At 71.1% G+C, this 17,336-nt stretch carries 15 protein-coding genes; 10 read left to right on the forward strand and 5 right to left on the reverse strand.

The window, feature by feature from the left end; all coding sequences use genetic code 11:
- Positions 1–81 precede the first annotated feature (81 nt).
- The 4 genes from tap to OG373_RS00630 all read left to right on the forward strand — a co-directional run bounded on the left by tap (position 82) and on the right by OG373_RS00630 (position 5,746).
- A complete protein-coding gene (gene tap / locus OG373_RS00615) occupies positions 82–2,175 on the forward strand; it encodes a telomere-associated protein Tap (protein ID WP_405435141.1) in 2,094 nt (697 codons plus the stop codon).
- A 6-nt stretch (positions 2,176–2,181) separates the two neighbouring features.
- The gene (gene tpg / locus OG373_RS00620) at positions 2,182–2,736 is read left to right on the forward strand and encodes a telomere-protecting terminal protein Tpg (RefSeq protein ID WP_405435142.1); all 555 of its coding nucleotides are present in this window, start codon (positions 2,182–2,184) and stop codon (positions 2,734–2,736) included.
- A 239-nt stretch (positions 2,737–2,975) separates the two neighbouring features.
- The gene (locus OG373_RS00625; protein WP_405435143.1) at positions 2,976–4,802 is read left to right on the forward strand and encodes a serine/threonine-protein kinase; all 1,827 of its coding nucleotides are present in this window, start codon (positions 2,976–2,978) and stop codon (positions 4,800–4,802) included.
- Between the two features lie 581 nt (positions 4,803–5,383).
- Positions 5,384–5,746 (forward strand): hypothetical protein, encoded by a 363-nt coding sequence (locus tag OG373_RS00630; protein WP_405443890.1) that lies wholly within the window; start codon positions 5,384–5,386, stop codon positions 5,744–5,746.
- Between the two features lie 220 nt (positions 5,747–5,966).
- On the opposite strand, the gene OG373_RS00635 is transcribed toward OG373_RS00630, so the two are convergent.
- Together OG373_RS00635 and OG373_RS00640 are read right to left on the reverse strand one after the other, a co-directional pair.
- Positions 5,967–6,371 (reverse strand): transglycosylase SLT domain-containing protein, encoded by a 405-nt coding sequence (locus OG373_RS00635; protein WP_397738215.1) that lies wholly within the window; start codon positions 6,369–6,371, stop codon positions 5,967–5,969.
- A 437-nt stretch (positions 6,372–6,808) separates the two neighbouring features.
- A complete protein-coding gene (locus OG373_RS00640; protein ID WP_405435144.1) occupies positions 6,809–7,363 on the reverse strand; it encodes a hypothetical protein in 555 nt (184 codons plus the stop codon).
- An 11-nt stretch (positions 7,364–7,374) separates the two neighbouring features.
- Here OG373_RS00640 and OG373_RS00645 point away from each other — a divergent pair, with 11 nt between their 5' ends.
- The 6 genes from OG373_RS00645 to OG373_RS00670 all read left to right on the forward strand — a co-directional run bounded on the left by OG373_RS00645 (position 7,375) and on the right by OG373_RS00670 (position 14,108).
- The gene (locus OG373_RS00645; RefSeq protein WP_405435145.1) at positions 7,375–7,833 is read left to right on the forward strand and encodes a hypothetical protein; all 459 of its coding nucleotides are present in this window, start codon (positions 7,375–7,377) and stop codon (positions 7,831–7,833) included.
- A 204-nt stretch (positions 7,834–8,037) separates the two neighbouring features.
- The gene (locus tag OG373_RS00650; protein WP_405435146.1) at positions 8,038–9,258 is read left to right on the forward strand and encodes a cytochrome P450, cyclodipeptide synthase-associated; all 1,221 of its coding nucleotides are present in this window, start codon (positions 8,038–8,040) and stop codon (positions 9,256–9,258) included.
- Between the two features lie 55 nt (positions 9,259–9,313).
- Entirely contained in the window at positions 9,314–9,712 is a 399-nt protein-coding gene (locus tag OG373_RS00655; RefSeq protein WP_405435147.1) for a nuclear transport factor 2 family protein, read from the forward strand.
- Positions 9,713–9,753: 41 nt separating this feature from the next.
- A complete protein-coding gene (locus tag OG373_RS00660) occupies positions 9,754–11,748 on the forward strand; it encodes an ATP-binding protein (RefSeq protein ID WP_405435148.1) in 1,995 nt (664 codons plus the stop codon).
- Positions 11,749–11,968: 220 nt separating this feature from the next.
- Entirely contained in the window at positions 11,969–13,333 is a 1,365-nt protein-coding gene (locus OG373_RS00665; protein WP_405435149.1) for a carotenoid oxygenase family protein, read from the forward strand.
- 277 nt (positions 13,334–13,610) lie between these two features.
- Positions 13,611–14,108, forward strand: a complete 498-nt coding sequence (locus tag OG373_RS00670; protein ID WP_405435150.1) for a DUF1772 domain-containing protein — start codon at positions 13,611–13,613, stop codon at positions 14,106–14,108.
- Positions 14,109–14,168: 60 nt separating this feature from the next.
- On the opposite strand, the gene OG373_RS00675 is transcribed toward OG373_RS00670, so the two are convergent.
- The 3 genes from OG373_RS00675 to metF form a co-directional block, all read right to left on the reverse strand.
- Positions 14,169–14,792: an anthrone oxygenase family protein gene (locus OG373_RS00675; protein ID WP_405435151.1), complete on the reverse strand. Its 624-nt coding sequence runs from the start codon at positions 14,790–14,792 to the stop codon at positions 14,169–14,171.
- 143 nt (positions 14,793–14,935) lie between these two features.
- Positions 14,936–16,327 (reverse strand): adenosylhomocysteinase, encoded by a 1,392-nt coding sequence (gene ahcY / locus OG373_RS00680; protein WP_405435152.1) that lies wholly within the window; start codon positions 16,325–16,327, stop codon positions 14,936–14,938.
- Positions 16,328–16,332: 5 nt separating this feature from the next.
- On the reverse strand, positions 16,333–17,313 hold the full coding sequence (gene metF / locus OG373_RS00685; RefSeq protein ID WP_405435153.1) for a methylenetetrahydrofolate reductase [NAD(P)H]: 981 nt from the start codon (positions 17,311–17,313) through the stop codon (positions 16,333–16,335).
- Positions 17,314–17,336 lie beyond the last annotated feature (23 nt).

Consider the following 17,336-nt stretch of genomic DNA (forward strand, 5'->3'; position numbering starts at 1 on the left):
TGCCTCAACACGCCGCTGACAGGGTTAAATCCGACATTCGGTGAGGGTTAATTTTGCTAGGGTTCCCGGTGGAGGTGGGCCATGCCGAGCCAGGAAGAGCTGTTCGACGCGGTGGACGCACTGCTGGAGGGCGAGCCGCGGCTGCCGTCTCCGGCGGAGCGGGCGCGGCTGCGCGAGGCGGCCGGGGTCACGCAGGCCCGGCTCGCGGCCGCGTTGAAGTCGACGCCGCAGACGGTGAAGAACTGGGAGAACGGCCGCTCCGAGCCGAGGCCGCCGCGGCTTCAGGCCTATCTGCGGCTGCTGGAGGGCTGGGCCGAGCGGTACCCCGCACCGGCCGCCTCCGAGTCCGTGCCGGTTCCCGTGCCCGTTCCCTCGCCCGCTCCGGTTCCCGTGCCCGCTCCGGCTGCGGTTCCGGCGGCGTTCACCGGTCCGGAGGGGCCGGCCGCGGCGACGGCGGCGGTAGCGGTGGTGGCGCGCCGTCCGGCGGGGAAGGCCGCCGGGCCGGCGGCCGCGGGCGACCCGCGGTTCCCGCACGGCCCGTTGGCGGTGCTGGACGGCGACGGGAGCGCGTACGGCATCGACGGGATCGTGCTGGACTGCCCCGCCACGACGGTTGCGCAGCTGGCCGAGTGGACCCTCAAGGAGTCGGGGCTCGGCGCCGCACGCCTGAACCGCTCGGGGAAGGACGCCGATCCGCTGGTCGTGCTGACCGCGGCGGCCGCCGTGAGGTTCGGTCTGCCCGAGCGGCTGGAGGGGCCGGAGGCCCGCCGTTCGCTGCGGCTGCCCGACGACCACCCGGTCGTCAGGCAGGTGGCCCGGGCGAAGTGGAAGCTGACGCAGCGCGGGTTCGGCCCGTGGGCGCGCCTCTACCGTCCGGCGAAGGCCGGGGAGCGGCAGTGCGTGCAGCTCGCGGTCCTGTCGTGGGACGCGCTGGACGCGCGGTCCTGGCCGGGGGTGGCGGAGATGGCGCCGGCCGAGGTGGCCCGCGTGCTGGGTACGTACGCGGCCCGGGTCCTGACCCCGCGCGGCTCCACCGCGGTCAACGGCCTGGAGCTGATGACCGCGCTGCGGCCGCCGACGCGGGCCGTGAAGAACGAGAGCACGGGCGAGTGGGAGTCCGGCTGCAACCCGGGCTCGCTCGGCAGCGAGCCGATGGACCCGGCCCCGCCGGAGGCGCCCGCCGAACACCCGGTCGCGCAGGGGTGGACCGGCGGGTTCCTCGACGAGGAGGCGTACCAGTGGGTGCGCGAGGTGGAGCTGCTCACGGACGAGGAGTGCCTGCTGCCCTACGCGGTGGGCCTGGACCTGAACACCGCGTTCCTCGCCTCCGCGGCCCGCCTCATGGTCGGCCTGTCGGGCCCCGACCACTTCCACCGGCCGAGGTTCAACAAGAAGATTCCCGGCAGCTGGCTGGTGGACCTCTCGCACATCGAGCTGGACCCGCGGCTGCCGTCGCCGTTCACCCCGTCGGGGAGGCGCCCCGAGGGGCCGGCCTGGTACCAGACCCACACCGTCGCCTACGCGGAGGAGCTCGGCGCGTCGGTGGCGCCGATCGAGGCGTTCCTGCGGCGGGAGACCGGCGCGTACCTCGACCCGTGGCACGACCGTCTCAAGACCGCCTGCGCCGACACGCTCGCCGACCTCGGCGTGACCGCGGACCTGGACGAGCGCCGGTTCCTCGCCGCGATGGAGCACCACAAGGACGTCGACCCCGCGATGGCGGCCGTGCTGGCCGCGATCAAGGCCACCGTCAAGGGCGGCATCGGCAAGCTCCGCGAACGGCCCCAGGGACGGCACTACCGGGACGGGGAGCGGTGGCCGGCGCTGGAGCGGCCGACGTGGCGGCCCGACATCCGGGCCGCGGTCATCTCCAAGACCCGTGTCAACATGCACCGCAAGATGGCCAACACCGCGCGGGCGACGGGCCGGTACCCCCTCGCGGTACTGTCCGACTGCGTCGTCTATCCGAGCCCGGGGGCGTCGCCGCTGGACTTCCTCCCCTACACCGCCTCGGGCAAGCCCCTGCCCGGGTCCTTCCGCCTCGGGACGACCCCGGGGCTGGCCAAGCTCGAAGGCGTGCAGGAGATGGCGTGGGCCGTCGACTTCATGGAGAGGGGCCTCAACCCGGCCCGCCACATCAAGGGCGGCGACGCCGTCACGGACGAGGGAGAGTAGCGGGCCGTGTGGGACATCGAGGACGCCATCGACCGCGCCGACCGCGAGGTGTTCACGCGGGAGCCGCCCAAGGCCCTGAAGGCCCGCATCAACTTCCTGATGGGCAGGCTGAAGACCACCAAGGCCGTCGCGCAGGAACTCGGCGTCAGTCAGAGGTCCGTGGAGCGCTACCGGACGGGCGAGCGGAAGACCCCGCCGAGAGCCATCGCGGACCGCATCGAGGCGGCGGTCCGTTCCCGCTGGCAGCCGGTGGTGCGCAACCGGCGGCGCAAGCAGGCCGCCGACCGCACCGGGATCACGGTCGAGACCCGCGCCCGGTTCGGCTACACCGCCCCCGTCGGCACCACCGACGACGGCCGCATGCGCCGCCTCACCGTCCATCTCCCGGCCGCCTACGCGCAGCGGCTCTTCGACGCGCAGCAGCGGGGCGCCGGCGACCGGGAGCTGCGCGCGATCGTCGCCGAAGGCCTCCAGGAGACGTACTTCAAGGACGGCGGCACCCGCGCCGACCGTCTCGAGGTCGAGTTCACCGACATCGACTACATCGACGTCTCCTACTGACACCGGACGGCTACGACGACGGCTGCGCCCGGCGCGTGAGCCGAAGCGCGACAGTTGTCACAGAGGCAGTTTCCTGTCATCAAAGCCGAGGGCTTCGCCCTCGAGGTAGCCCAAGAGCTGACGGTGGAGTTGGCCAGCTCCCGCCCAACGGGACCAGGCCCGACGCGGCGCTCCGGTATCCGCTATTTCTGTCACCCGGTTCCCATGTCAACCACCGCCACCTGACCTATCGTCGACCTGTGGATGCTCTGACGCCCGAAGATCCGACTCACATCGGCCCATACCGTCTCATTGGCCTGCTCGGGGCGGGTGGGATGGGGCGGGTGTACCTGGCACGGTCCATGGGCGGGCGCACAGTCGCGGTGAAGGCGGTGCGGGAAACGCTGGCGCAGCAGGACGAGTTCCGGTGGAGGTTCGCGCGGGAGGTCGAGGCGGCGCGCAGTGTGGGCGGCTCCTGGACGGCGCCGGTTCTGGACGCGGACACGCAGGCCGATACCCCCTGGGTCGCCATCGGCTACGTACCGGGCCCGGATCTACACACGGTGGTCGTCGGCGACGAGTACGGGCCGCTTCCGGAGGAATCCGTCCTCGCCCTGGCCAACGGACTCGCGCACGCCTTGGCTGACATTCACGTGGCCGGCCTCGTGCACCGCGACATCAAACCGTCCAACGTCCTTCTCACCGTGGACGGGCCGCGCGTCATCGACTTCGGCATCGCACGGGCGCTGGAGACACCGGTCGACGGGGTCAGGACCCGTACGGGTGTGGTGATCGGATCGCCCGGTTTCATGTCGCCCGAGCAGGTTCGGGGCGAGAAGCCCGGCCCGGCTTCGGATGTGTTCTGTCTGGGCTCCGTTCTCATGTACGCCGCGACCGGCCGGACTCCGTTCGGTGAGCTGGGCAGCGGCGCGCATGCCTTGATGTTCCGGATAGCCGAGGAGGCGGCAGATCTGGAGGGCCTGTCGGATCCCCTGTACGGCCTGGTGCGCGACTGTCTGGCGAAGGACCCCGCCCGGCGCCCCTCCACGGGCGATCTTTTGGAGCGTACGTCGCAGTGGGACCTCACGGCGCGGCCGGACTGGTTACCGGGCAAGCTCCTCGCCAGCCTCGGGTCCAGCGCCGGCCGCCTGCTGGACGCCGACGGGCCCTCCGCGCGGACCCATCTCATCCCCCCGGCGCAGGCAGTGCTTCCGCCGCCGGACGCGCCCTCCGCGAAGCGGCCGCGCCGCGCGATCCGCAGGCCGAGGCTCCTCGTGCTCGCGACGGCACTGGCCCTCACCGCGGTCACGGTGGTTCTCCTCCCCCACTTGTTCGGCGGCGGTGACGGCGCGGACGGTAACAACGACAAGGACGAGCCCGGACGGGCCCTACCACGCAACAGCTCCGCTTTCGTAGGGAATTGGGCAGGTGTGGTCGAGGCTCAACCCGGGGGGCCCATGCAGTTCCTCCGGATGAGGATCGGCCCGGGCAATGCTTCGGGCAACAGCGGAACGTACTCCTTCCTCCGAGGGCAGCATCTGTGTAGGGGAACTATCGGACCTGTTCCGGTCAGCGGTGACCAGATGGTCGTCAAGGGCGAAAACCTGAAGCAGGCGGAGGTCTTCGCGGACCGACCGGAGGACGAAGCGTTGGCGTGTCGACCACCGGAGACCCAGACGCTCACCCGGAAGGGAGACGAACTCCACTTGCAGGTCGGCGTGTGGTCCGCCATCCTGCGCGACGAGGGGGACGAACCCACCCCGCGGGCGGTCAGTGAGAAGTACACCGGCGCATGGACCAGCGAGGGTCTCAGCCCCAACTTTCATCTCCGGATCGAAGAGGTGGAGCTGGATTCGGTGATCAGGATCACCGCGGGTACCAGCCCCAATGAGTGCTACGTCACGGGCAGGCTGTTCGCGATCGAGGAGGGCAGTCTGTCCGCCGGGTTGATCGAAGGCGAAACGGTCGCACAGGGTGCCTGTGCCGGCTTCGGCTCTTTCACGCTCCGCTCGACCGGTAAGGACACGATGGATGTGAAGGCGGAGGGCAACAGCGGGCCGTTCGGGTTCCGTCGCACCAAGCGGTAATCCGGAGCGGCGGGAGGGGAAGACCGAGGTCGACGCGGGTGCCGAAGTCCATCGTCCCGAGGACTATCCGGGGTCTCGGGTATCCAGGCCGCCCATCCTCGGATCTGAAGCGCGCTCCCGGTCAAGAGCGGTTGTGGCGGGTATTTCGGGACCGATCTCCGGGTGACGGTGCCGTGTGCGACGGACGCACGTGACGATGGCCCGTCGGCGGTGATCCTGATAGGCAGCCTGCCGAACAGGTCGCACAGGGCCACAGGACAGGCCCGCCACGCCGCGCAGATGGCCTATGGGACGCCGGAGCTGGTGGCAGGCGCAGTGCTTCCTGAGCTGCTGGTGACGAGTAGCACGCCGCCCCGGTGACAACTGCCGTGCCTCGCCGCGCCGAAGCCGCAGGTCAGCAACGGCCTTTTGGCGACAACCATCTTACTTCGGCACAGCGCGGCACGGTGGCCCGGGCCTGTCCGGCGCGGGGATCGACGCGCCGTGGCCTGCCCGGGCCGGCCCGGAACCGCTCGGGGCGGCCCGGATTGCCGCCCGGATTGCCGCCCGGATTGCCGCCCGGCTGTCAGGATGGTGCCGTGATCGAACGTGATGTGCCGGCGGACTCGTGGTGGTGCGGTGAGCGGTCCTGCCTCTCGCTCTGGTCGAAGGACTCGGTGCTGTCCATCGGCTCGGTGGGGTCGGTCCTGTCGATCGGCTCGGTGGGATCGGTGCTGTCCGTCGGATCCGTGGGCTGCGCCCTCTCCGCCGCCTCCATCGGATCGTCCCTGTCCGTACTGTCCGCGGCCTCCTGGCTCAGCACGGGCTCGGTGCTGTCCGCGCAGTCCCGCTGGTCGGTACTGTCCTGGCGCTCGCGCGGCGGTTTCATGGCGGCCGGTGCCGTCGCCGCGACGGCCCTGGCCGGGCTCGCGCTGCACCGCGGAGCGGGCCGACGCCGCCGCTAGGCCGTCTCTTCCGGATCCTGCCCGGGCCCGCGACGCCCGGCAGGATCCGGAAGAGACGGCCCAGGCCGCGGGGAGGGCCCGTGCGGCGGCGGGTTCCTGCCGGATCGGCCGGGCGGCGCGGATCGGGCCGGGTTCGCGCGTCACGATCCGCCGGGTACGCGAGAACGCCCGGCCGGGGATCCGGTCGGGCGTTCTCGTGCGTGTGCTGTCCGCTGGTGGCTCAGTACCAGTGGTGGGCCTGCCAGAAGTTCCAGGCGCCGACCGGGCTGCCGTAGCGGTCGTTCATGTAGTCCAGGCCCCACTTGATCTGGGTGGCGGGGTTGGTCTTCCAGTCCGCGCCGGCGGAGGCCATCTTCGAGGCCGGCAGGGCCTGGACCAGGCCGTAGGCGCCGGAGGAGGAGTTCATGGCGGTGTGGTTCCAGCCGCTCTCGCGGGAAACGATGTTGTTGAACGCCGCGAACTGCGCCGGGTCCTTGATCATCTGCTGGGCGATCGCCTTGGCGCTCGTCGGGGCCGCCTGGGCGGGAACCGTGGCGAGCATGGAACCGGCGACACCGAGGGCGACGACGGCACCCGCGAGGGTCTTCTTCGAAGCGGCGATGCGGCGGATGACGGGGTTGGACACGGATTGACCTTCCACAGGGAACAAGGGCGGTCGCGGCATGCCGGAGGCATGCGTGAGCCACTCACGCGCTGGAGAGGGGTTCGTCGGCGGCGGGTGAAGCACCCGTGCCGCCCGGCGACTCATCCAGTTCTACAGACGCCCCGACCCCCTGGCAACGGCCCCTCTTACTAGGGGGCCTCGGAGTCGGGGACCTGCGGCCCCCGGGGGGAGCCGGTCCGGGGCAGCGGTGGCGGGGCCCCGGGGAGCTACTATCCCGGCCCGTATGTGACGTGGGCCCTATGGGGCGGCTCACCCCCAGAGCGCCCGAATCTCACCGAATGTCGCCGTATGTGCACCTTTGAGAGGTGCGGCCGGATGCCGGAATCGCCTCGGGATCGAAGGAAACGGGCACGGAGGAGCACCGGAGGAGCACCGGAGGACACCGTCTCCGCAAGAGGTCAGGGGCTGCGGCGGCCCGGCTCCCGGGCGGTGTCGTCGCCCGCCCGCATGGACAGGGGCGGGATCCTGCCGAGCGTCACGAGCCGGTGGCGTACGGCCATGACCACCACCGCCGTCGCGACGATGACCAGCCCGCCCAGCCGCAGGATCACGTCGTAGGCCTCCTCGGGCGGCCGCTGCGGGGTCATCGCGGAGATCGCCGCCGCCGTCCCGGCCAGGGCGATCGCACCGAGGGTGACCAGGAACGTCAGCAGCACGCCCGACGCCTCCCCCGCCCGGGCCGGTGCGACGACCTGCTGGGTCGCCACGCCGGAGAAGGTCCAGCCCAGCCCGAGGCCCAGGCCGCACCACGCGAACACCGGCACGTACAGCCACCACGTGCCGACCCCGGCCAGGGCGTACATCCCCGTACCGGCGACGGCCCCGGCGAGCGCCATCACCGCGGTCGGCCGCATGTGCCGGCCCAGCCGCGCGCCGAGCGGCCCGCTGAGGGCCACCATCAGGGCCGGGGCCAGGAACACCGTGCCCGCCAGGAGCGGCGAGAGGCCGCGCACGCCCTGGGGTGGTGGCGTGGCTGGTCGCCGAGGGGATCGTGTGCCCCGAGCAGCGGTACGAGGTGCTCGGCAGGCCGGTGTACTCGCCGGGGCCGCGGTGGGGCGACGTCACGCAGTGGCCGGTGCGGGGCTCCTGCGACGGGCTCGCCGTCCGCACCGGCCGCACCGTCTTCTGGGGCTCCCTCGGTTCGGACGGCTCCCCCCTGTGCCCGCACGGCGCGGCGCCGGCCGCCGCCGCGCCGTGGCCCGAGGCGCTGGATGCCTGGTACCGGACGGGCGCCGCCCCGCTGCGGTGCCCGGGGTGCGGCCGTTCGGAGGCGCTGCCCGAGTGGGCGTGGGAGGACGACCGGTTCGCTCTTGCCCATCTCGGTTTCGAGATCCGGAACGCGGCCCGGCTCCGCCCGGAGTTCGTCGCCGGGTTCGGCCGGGTCCTCGGTCACCGGGTCCGTACGGTCGCGGGGAAGCTCTGACTTCACCCGCTGTGCGGCGCCGGCCACGTGGAGCCGCGGGCTTGTCGTGGCGTGCCGCCGAACGGTCAAGTGATGGCCAACCAGAGCAACCCGAACGGTCGTTCGCACGTCTAGCAGCCCGGTTGGGGCTGCCTGCCGTTCTCGCGACCGCACGAGGCGCGTGGTGGCTGCTTCCACGCACAGCGTCTTTCGAAAGGTTCCACCATGCACGTGCCCCATGCCCCGTTCAGCGTCCTGTCCGAGGACTTCGCCGCTGACCCCTACCGCTACTTCGCACAGCTGAGGGAGCAGCTTCCGGTGCACTACGAGCCGGGGATCGACAGCTACTTCCTCTCCCGCCACGAGGACGTGAAGAGGGTCCTGACCGACCATGATGCCTTCACGACCGAGACGTTCCAGGTGCGCGCGGAGCCGGTGATGCGCGGGCCGGTCCTGGCCCAGATGGCGGGAGCCGAGCACACCGCCAAGCGGGCGGTCGTCGTACGGTCCTTCACCGGCCGGGCCCTGGAGAGACAGGTGCACGCCATCCGCGCCAACGCCGCCGAGCTGATGGCTCCTTTCCTCCCCGCGGGGCGGATGGACCTGGTCAACGACTTCGGCAAGCCCTTCGCCGTGCAGGTGACGCTCGACGTCCTCGGCCTGGAGAGGAAGGACTGGCCACAGGTGGCGGCCTGGTACAGCGGGGTCACCGAGTTCATCACCAGCCTGACCCTCACACCCGAGCGTCGCCGGCACTGCCTGGACTGCGCCGAGCAGTTGGAGGCGTATCTCGCGCCGATCATCGAGGAGCGTCGCCGCCGTCCCGGCGAGGACCTGATATCGGCGCTGTGCAGCACCGAATTCGGCGGCGCGGCCATGAGCAAGCGCGATGTCACCGCCCTGGTCATCAATGTGCTGTTGGCCTCGGCAGAGCCCGCCGACAAGACGCTCGCCCTGCTCTTCAAGCACCTGATCGACCATCCCGAGCAGCTGGCGCAGGTCCGCCGCGACCCGCAGCTGCTGGGCTCCGCGATCGCCGAGACGCTGCGCTGCACCCCGCCGGTGCAGCTCATCCCCCGCCAGGCGGAGCACGACGCCGTCTTCGCGGGCACCGTCGTCCCGGCCGGGGCCACCGTCTTCTGCATGATCGGGGCGGCCAACCGCGACCCCGACGCGTTCACCGACCCGGACACCTTCGACATCCACCGCGCAGACCTGGGCACCGCCCGCTCCTTCACCGCGGCCGCCGAGCACCTGTCCTTCGGCAGCGGCCTCCACCAGTGCGTCGGTACGGCCTTCGCGCGCGCCGAGATCGAGACGGTGGCCGCCATGCTCCTGCCCCTGTTCGACGAGGTGCGCTACAGCCCCGGTTTCCGCTACCGGGAGGCCGGTCTCTACACCCGCGGGCCGCTCTCGCTGTCGCTGGACTTCACTCCCGTCCGCTGAGACCGCGGCGCCCACGCGCCCCGCACCCCGTACACCCCCCCACTCCGTTCAGGACATGACGATGACTTCCACCGACATCAGCCGCGCCATCAACGACCTGCTGTTCACCCCGGGTCTGGACCTCACCGAGGCCATCGACCGGCACTTCGCCCCCGACTACCGCCAGCGCACCAACGGTGTGTGGAGCGACCGGACTTCCTTCGCCCAGCACATGACGCGCCTGCGCTCCCTGATCCGCAGCGGACGGGTCGAGGTCCAGGACGAACTGCGCGACGGGCTCTCCTACGCCGACCGGCACACCGTCACCCTCACCCATCAGGACGGCCACATCTCGCGCACCGAGGTCTACCTCTTCGCCCGGATGGCCCCCGACGGCCGTTTCGAGCGCGTTGAGGAGACCACTCTGCTGATCACCGGCGAGGCCGACGACGCGAATATCGGACTGGTCAAGTGACACGTTCCGCAACGAGGGACAGGGGAGCCGCCATGGGGTCCGTGGGGGAAAGACTGAGCAGGGCGCGCGTGCAGGCCTTCGTCGGCCGCGACGAGGAACTCGGGCGGTTCGGGGAGGCCCTGGCCGGTGATCCGCAGGCGCCGTTCGCGTTCTACGTGTACGGGCCGGGCGGTATCGGGAAGTCGACGCTGCTGCGGCGGCTCGCGGACCACGCGCGGGCGGCCGGGCGGCTGCTCGTCGAACTCGACGGCCGGTTCGTCAGCCGGGACCCGGCCGATTTCGAGCGCGCCGCCGGGCCGTTCCTGGACGTGCCGGGGACGGTCCTGTTCGTGGACTCCTTCGAGCACTGCCAGTGGCTGGAGAGCTGGCTGTGGCACCACTTCCTGCCGCGGGCCGCGGACGACGCCCTGGTCGTGCTGGGCGGCCGGCGCGCTCCGCAGCCGCAGTGGGCCGCCGATCCCGCCTGGTCCGGGCTCCTGCACGTGAGCGAACTGGGGCCGTTCTCCTCGGAGCAGGCCCGCAGCCTGCTGGTGGCGGCGCAGATCCGGCCCGAGCTACGGGACCGGGTGCTGCGTTTCGCCGGGGGCAACCCGCTGGCGCTGTCGCTGGCGGCCGCGACCGGATCGGCGGGCTGCGGCCGGGAGGAGATCTGGGCGCCCACCGCGGACGTGCTGCGCACACTGCTGGCGGGGCTGATCGGGGAGGTGCCCACGGCGGCCCACCGCCGTGCCCTGGAGGTGGCGGCGCAGGCCCACTCGACGTCGGAGGAGCTGCTGGCCGCGGTGCTGCCCGGGGAGGACGCCCATCCCCTGTTCTCCTGGCTGCGGGACCTGCCGTTCATGGAGTCCACCCTGCGGGGGCTCCATCCGCACGACGCGGCGCGCGAGACGCTCGCCGCCGACCTGCGGTGGCGGGCGCCCAACGCCTTCGAGGCGATGCGACAGCGCCTGGCGGACGAGTACCTGCGCATTCTGCGCGAGGCGCCCGAGGAGCGGGTGTGGACCGTCACCGACGATCTGTTCTACCTGTTCCGGGAGGGTCCGACGCTGGCCCGGCTGCGGTCCTGGTCCCGCGAGGACGAGGTCCACGACCGTCCCCTGCACCCGGACGACATCGATGTCGTCCTGCGGATGGCCACCGAGACGGAGGGGCCCGCCTCCGCGGAGCTGGTCCGCTACTGGGCCGAGCGCCAGCCGCAGGCCTTCAGCGTCTACCGGCTGGTGAGCACGGGCCGGATCGTGGCGTTCACGGCGCGGCTGGTCCTGCCGTCCCCGCCCGACGCCCAGGACCTGGCCACCGATCCCGTGGTGGCCGCCGCGTGGCGGTACACGGAGGCCAACGCCCCGGTGAGCCCCGGTGAGCACATCGGTGTCAGCCGCTTCTCGGTCTATCCCGAGCAGTACCAGGTTCCTTCGCGGGTGATCGACCTGAGCAGTTCCCGGGCCCAGGCGGAGGCGGCCCGGGCGCGCGGGCGGGCGTACGGGTTCGCGGTGTTCCAGGACGCCGAGACGTGGGCCGAGCGCGTGCGGGGCACCCTGCAGGACACGGGGGCGCGGCCGCGGGTGGGTGAGTACACCTATGGCGTGTTCGGTGTCGACTGGCGCCGGCTGCCGGTGGAGTCGTGGCTGATGAACTTCATATCGGCCACCGAAATGCCGGCTGCCCCGGCGGGGCCGTCGCCGGTCTCGCGTACGGCGTTCGACCAGGCGGTGCGCGAGGCGCTGGCGCACTGGCGGGACGCGGACGCGTTCGCGGCCTGTGCGCTGCTGCGTACCCGGCTGGCGGCCGATCTGGGTGAGCCGGTCGGGGAGTTGCGTGCGCTGCTGCGCGCGGCGGTGGACGATCTGGTGCAGGATCCGCGGGGGGTGCGGGCCCGTGACGCGCTGACGGCGGGCTATCTCTCGGGGGCGCCGACGCAGGAGGCGGCCGCGCGCCGGCTGGGGCTGCCGTACGGCACCTACCGTCGTCATCTGCGGCAGGGCCTGGATCTGCTGTGCGAGGCGTTGTGGGAGCGGGAGTTGCACGACCCGCGGTAGGGGTTGATGTGCGTGTGGACAGGTGCGGACAGCAGTGGACAGTGCGCGGCGCTGTCGGGTCTGGAGAGTGGACAGCGTCCGCGCCGAGTCTGTGTCCATGAACGTTGCAGGCATGCACGCGGAGGGACCGCACCGCATGCGCGGGCGCGGCGCGTGCGGTGCGGGGGGGGGTCCCGCGTCTGCCTGACGTTGCATCACATCAATGAGAGGGATTTCCGCCATGACGACTTCGAAGCCGTACCTGACCGGCCACTTCACGCCCGTCGCCGAGGAGGTCACCGCCACCGGTCTCATCGTCGAGGGCACCCTGCCGCCGGAGCTGAACGGCCGGTTGCTGCGCAACGGGCACAACCCCAAGCCCGGCGTCACCCCCACCCACTGGTTCAAGGGCAGTGGCATGGTGCACGGCATCCGGCTGCGTGACGGGCGCGCCGAGTGGTACCGCAACCGCTGGGTGCGGACCCCGGCCCTGCACGGCGCCCCGTACATGACCGAGCGCGGGCCCGATCTGACGGCCAGCGCCGCCGGTACCCACATCATCGAGCACGCGGGGCGTCTGCTGGCGCTGTGCGAGGCGAACCTGCCGTTCGAGATGACCGAGGAGCTGGAGACGGTCGGCGCCTACGACTTCGAGGGCAAGCTGCGCAGTGCGATGACCGCGCACCCCAAGGAGGACCCGGTGACCGGGGAGCTCCACTTCTTCGGGTCCTCGCCGTTCCCGCCGTTCCTGACGTACTACGTGTCCGATGCCAAGGGCCACATCGTTCACGACGCCGAGGTGCCGGGGGCGACCGCCGCGCTCAAGCACGACTTCGCGCTCACCCGCCGCCATGTGGTGTTCGTCGAGGGGAACGTCACCTTCGACCATGCGGAGGCCTCGGGCATCCCCTACAGCTGGAACGACCAGCAGCCCTCCCGTATCGGGGTGATGCCGCGCGGGGAGGACGGCGCCGGGCGGGTGCGCTGGTTCTCCATCGAGCCGGGGAACATGCTGCACGTGTCCAACGCCTACGAGGACGGGCAGGGCCGGATCGTCCTGGAGGGTCCCACCGTGGACCGCGAGGGGTTCCGGCTGTCGTGGAACTGGTGGGTCGGTGCGCCGGGGCGGGGCAGTGAGCCCGTCTCCCGCTCCTACACCCGCCGCTGGGTGCTGGACATGGCGGCCGGTACGGTCGACGAGCAGATCATCGACGATCTGCCGGTGGAGTTCCCGACGCTGAACGAGGAGTACCTGGGCGCCGAGAACCGCTACCAGTACGCCATTTCGTTCCCCGACGAGAACGGTCTGGGCGGCTACGGAGTGGTCAAGTACGACCGCACCACCGGTGCCCGCCGTATCCACCGGGTGGGCGACGCCCGGATGCCGAGCGAGGCCGTGTTCGTGCCCGCCGCCGGCGCGACGGGCGAGGACGAGGGTTATCTGCTGACGGTCGTCTCGGACCTCAAGCAGGATTCCTCGCAGCTGCTGGTGCTGGACGCCTCCGGTCTGGAGCGGGTCGCCACCGTGCACCTGCCGCACCGGGTGGCCGCCGGCCTGCACGGCTCGTGGATCCCCGACAGCCGGCTGGAGGCTTCCGCGGGCTGACCCCGATCGTGGACGCGCCCCGGCTGGCCCCGGGTGCGTGCGTCCACCCCCCGCCGGCCCGCGGAGCCCCCCTGCCCCGGGCCGGCCGCCGGAGCCGCGAGCATCTCGCGGCTCCGGCTCCCCGCGTCGCTCAAGACTTGCTGGAAGGTCGCTCGATTCCCCCGCGACGCGGGCCACCCTCGCCCGTATAGTCGCCATGACTTGACGATTCGATGACCCGTTCCCGAAGAATCGATGACCGAGAAGCTCCGTGGACGGGCGAGCAGGGGGACACACGATGGAGACCGCACGCCTGGCCTCGCTCATCGCCGCCACGGTCACGATGGGGTTGGTCAGTGGCCTGTTCTACGGCTTCTCCGTGTCCGTGATGCCGGGGTTGAAGCGCACGGACGACCGGACGGTCATCGAGGTCATGCAGCACATCAACAAGGCCATCCTCAACGGCTGGTTCGTGCTGGGCTACATCGGCGCATTCCTGTTCACCGCGCTGGCGCTGGCGTTGCACATTCCCTCGGACGGCCGTGACGTGCTGCCGGCGCTGATCGCGGCCCTGGTCTGCTACATCCTGTCGATGGGGCTCACCAACAAGGTGAACATCCCGTTGAACAACGCGCTGGAGAAGGCCGGTCCGGTCGCCCGTATCGGTGACCCGGCCGCGGTGCGCCGCGCTTTCGAGGGGCCGTGGGCGCGGGCCAATGTCTGGCGGACGCTGCTGTGCACGGCCGCGGTCGGCTTCCTGGCCTGGGCCCTGTACCTGCACGGGCAGACCGGCTGACGACGAACGGGAGTCCTGCGGCCGGGGCTGCCGCGGGACTCCCGTTCGTGGCGCTCGGATTCAGCGGGTGGCGCGCCCGTAGAGGACCAGGGCGCGGGAGAGGGCCGTGAGGGCCACCGTGCACAGCAGGGTGCGGATGATGTTGGTGGAGACCCAGGTGCTCTTGAACTTCTCGACGATGGAGAAGTCGGTCAGCTTCGCGGCGTCGCCCGCGTCGGCGAGTTCGTTGTTGAGGGGGATGTTCACGGAGAAGGTGATCATCAGGACGACGAAGTAGGCCACGGTGGCGACGGCGACCCAGACGGCGACGTTGCGGCGGCCGGCCCGGAACTCGACGATCGCGGAGGCGGCGGCGACCAGCAGGGCGAGGACGAACACCATGCCGAAGAGCCCGTTGCCGTCGATCGCGGCGTTGAAGTTCTGCATCGCCGTGACGTAGGTGCGCTCGTCGCCCGCCGCCAGACCCGGCATCACCGAGACGTCGAAGGCGAAGAAGAGTCCTGCCATCAGGCCGACGAGGACGGTGGAGACCAGGAGGAGGACGGTGGCCACCTTGCCTCGTTCGGCGGCCTGCGGCGCCGGGGCCGGCGGTCCGGGCTGGGCCCAGGCGCCGGGCGGGGCCGCGTAGGGACTCGGGCCGCCGGCGGGGGGCTGCTGGGGGCTACCGGCCGGATTGGGGTTCATGGGACATCCTCATCTGCGGTGGTGGGAGTTGTGCTCGCCCTCGGCACGGACATTTTGATCGTGGCATTCCCCGGGGTGCCCGGCCATGGGGTTTCCACCGGCTCTCGAGCGGTGCTCGAGAGCCGGTGGCGTGAACTGTTCGGTCAGTAGCGGTAGTGGTCCGGCTTGTACGGGCCCTCGACCTTGACGCCGATGTAGGCGGCCTGCTCCGGGCGGAGCGTGGTCAGGCGGACGCCGAGGGCGTCGAGGTGGAGACGGGCGACCTTCTCGTCGAGGTGCTTGGGCAGCACGTAGACCTCGGTCGGGTACTCCTGCGGCTTGGTGAACAGCTCGATCTGGGCCAGCGTCTGGTCCGCGAAGGAGTTCGACATCACGAAGGACGGGTGACCGGTGGCGTTGCCCAGGTTCAGCAGACGGCCCTCGGAGAGCACGATCAGGACCTTGCCGTCGGGGAACTTCCACGTGTGGACCTGCGGCTTGACCTCGTCCTTGACGATGCCCTCGATCTTCGCGAGACCGGCCATGTCGATCTCGTTGTCGAAGTGACCGATGTTCCCGACGATCGCCTGGTGCTTCATCCTGGCCATGTCCGAGGCCATGATGATGTCCTTGTTGCCGGTCGTGGTGATGAAGATGTCGGCCGTCTCCACGACATCGTCGAGGGTGGCGACCTGGTAGCCGTCCATCGCCGCCTGCAGCGCGCAGATCGGGTCGATCTCGGTGACGATGACCCGCGCGCCCTGGCCGCGCAGCGACTCCGCACAGCCCTTGCCGACGTCGCCGTAACCGAAGACGACCGCGACCTTGCCGCCGATCAGGACATCGGTGGCACGGTTGATGCCGTCGATCAGCGAGTGACGGCAGCCGTACTTGTTGTCGAACTTCGACTTCGTCACGGCGTCGTTCACGTTGATCGCCGGGAACAGCAGGCTGCCCTCGGACATCATCTCGTACAGACGGTGGACACCGGTCGTGGTCTCCTCCGTCACACCGCGGATTCCGGCGGCCAGGGCCGTCCAGTCGATGCTCGTCCTGCCCAACAGGCCCAGGACCAGGGCCATTTCCTCGTTGTCGGCGGTGGAGGGGTCCGGGACGCGGCCGGCCTTCTGGTACTCGACGCCCTTGTGGACCAGGAGGGTGGCGTCGCCGCCGTCGTCGAGGATCATGTTGGGTCCCGCGTGCCCGGGCCAGGTCAGCGCCTGCTCCGTGCACCACCAGTACTCCTCCAGCGTCTCGCCCTTCCAGGCGAAGACCGGGATGCCGGCGGCGGCTATCGCGGCGGCGGCGTGGTCCTGGGTGGAGTAGATGTTGCAGGACACCCAGCGGACCTCGGCGCCGAGCGCGACGAGCGTCTCGATGAGCACGGCCGTCTGCACGGTCATGTGCAGCGAGCCGGTGATACGGGCGCCGGCCAGCGGCTGCGCCCGGGCGTACTCCGCGCGGATCGCCATCAGGCCCGGCATCTCGTGCTCGGCCAGGGTGATCTCCTTGCGGCCGAACTCGGCGAGAGAAAGGTCTGCGACCTTGAAGTCCATGGGTTCTACTCCGTGATGGTGGTGGCTGGGTCGTGGCTGACGTTCAGGTTCTGATGGATCTCTAGAGTCGCGGTGGACTTGTTGAGGGTGATGTAGTGCAGGCCGGGTGCGCCCTCGGCGAGGAGGCGCTCGGACATGGCGGTCGCGTACTCGACACCGATGCGGTGGCCGGCCGCCGGATCGTCCTTGGCGGCTTCGAGCCGCTGGGCGAGGGCGTCGGGGAAGCGGGCGTCGCTGAGCTCGGCGAAGCGCCGGATCTGGCGGAAATCGGTCGCCGGCATGATCTCGGGGATGATCGGGGTCAGGCAGCCGACGGCGAGGAGCCGGTCCCGCAGCCGCAGGTAGTCCTCGGCGTGGAAGAACATCTGGGTGATGGCGTAGTCGGCGCCGGCGTGACACTTGGCGGCGAAGTGGCGGATGTCCTCGGTCCAGGAGGGCGAGCGGGGATGACGCTCGGGGAACGCCGCCACGCCCACGGTGAAGTCGCCCAGCCGGCGGATGAGCGAGACCAGTTCGTGGGCGTGGGTCAGGCCGTCCGCATGGCGCGTCCACTCCCCCTTCGGATCGCCGGGCGGGTCACCGCGCAGGGCGAGGATGTCGCGGATACCGGCGTCGGCGTACTGGCCGATGATGTGGCGCAGTTCGGCGACCGAGTGCCCGACCGCGGTCAGGTGCGCGACCGGGCGCAGGGTGGTCTCGGCGGCGATGCGCTTGGTGACCTCGACGGTGCGGCTGCGGGAGGAGCCGCCGGCGCCGTAGGTGACGGAGACGAAGGACGGGGCGAGGGCCTCGATGCGGCGGACGGCCGCCCACAGGGTGCGCTCCCCGGCGTCCGTCTTCGGGGGGAAGAACTCGAAGGAGAAGGTCCGCCGGCCCTGGGCCAGCAGTTCACGGACGCCGAGCGGGGCGGGGGTGCGTTGGGGGGTGGGGGTGGGGGCGCGGGACGTGCGGGGGCGTTCGGCGGTGGCGGCCGGGGCAGCCGGCATGTCGGACTCCTTTCCGGCTGGTG

This window comes from Streptomyces avidinii (assembly GCF_045161815.1).
GTDB lineage: Bacteria > Actinomycetota > Actinomycetes > Streptomycetales > Streptomycetaceae > Streptomyces > Streptomyces avidinii.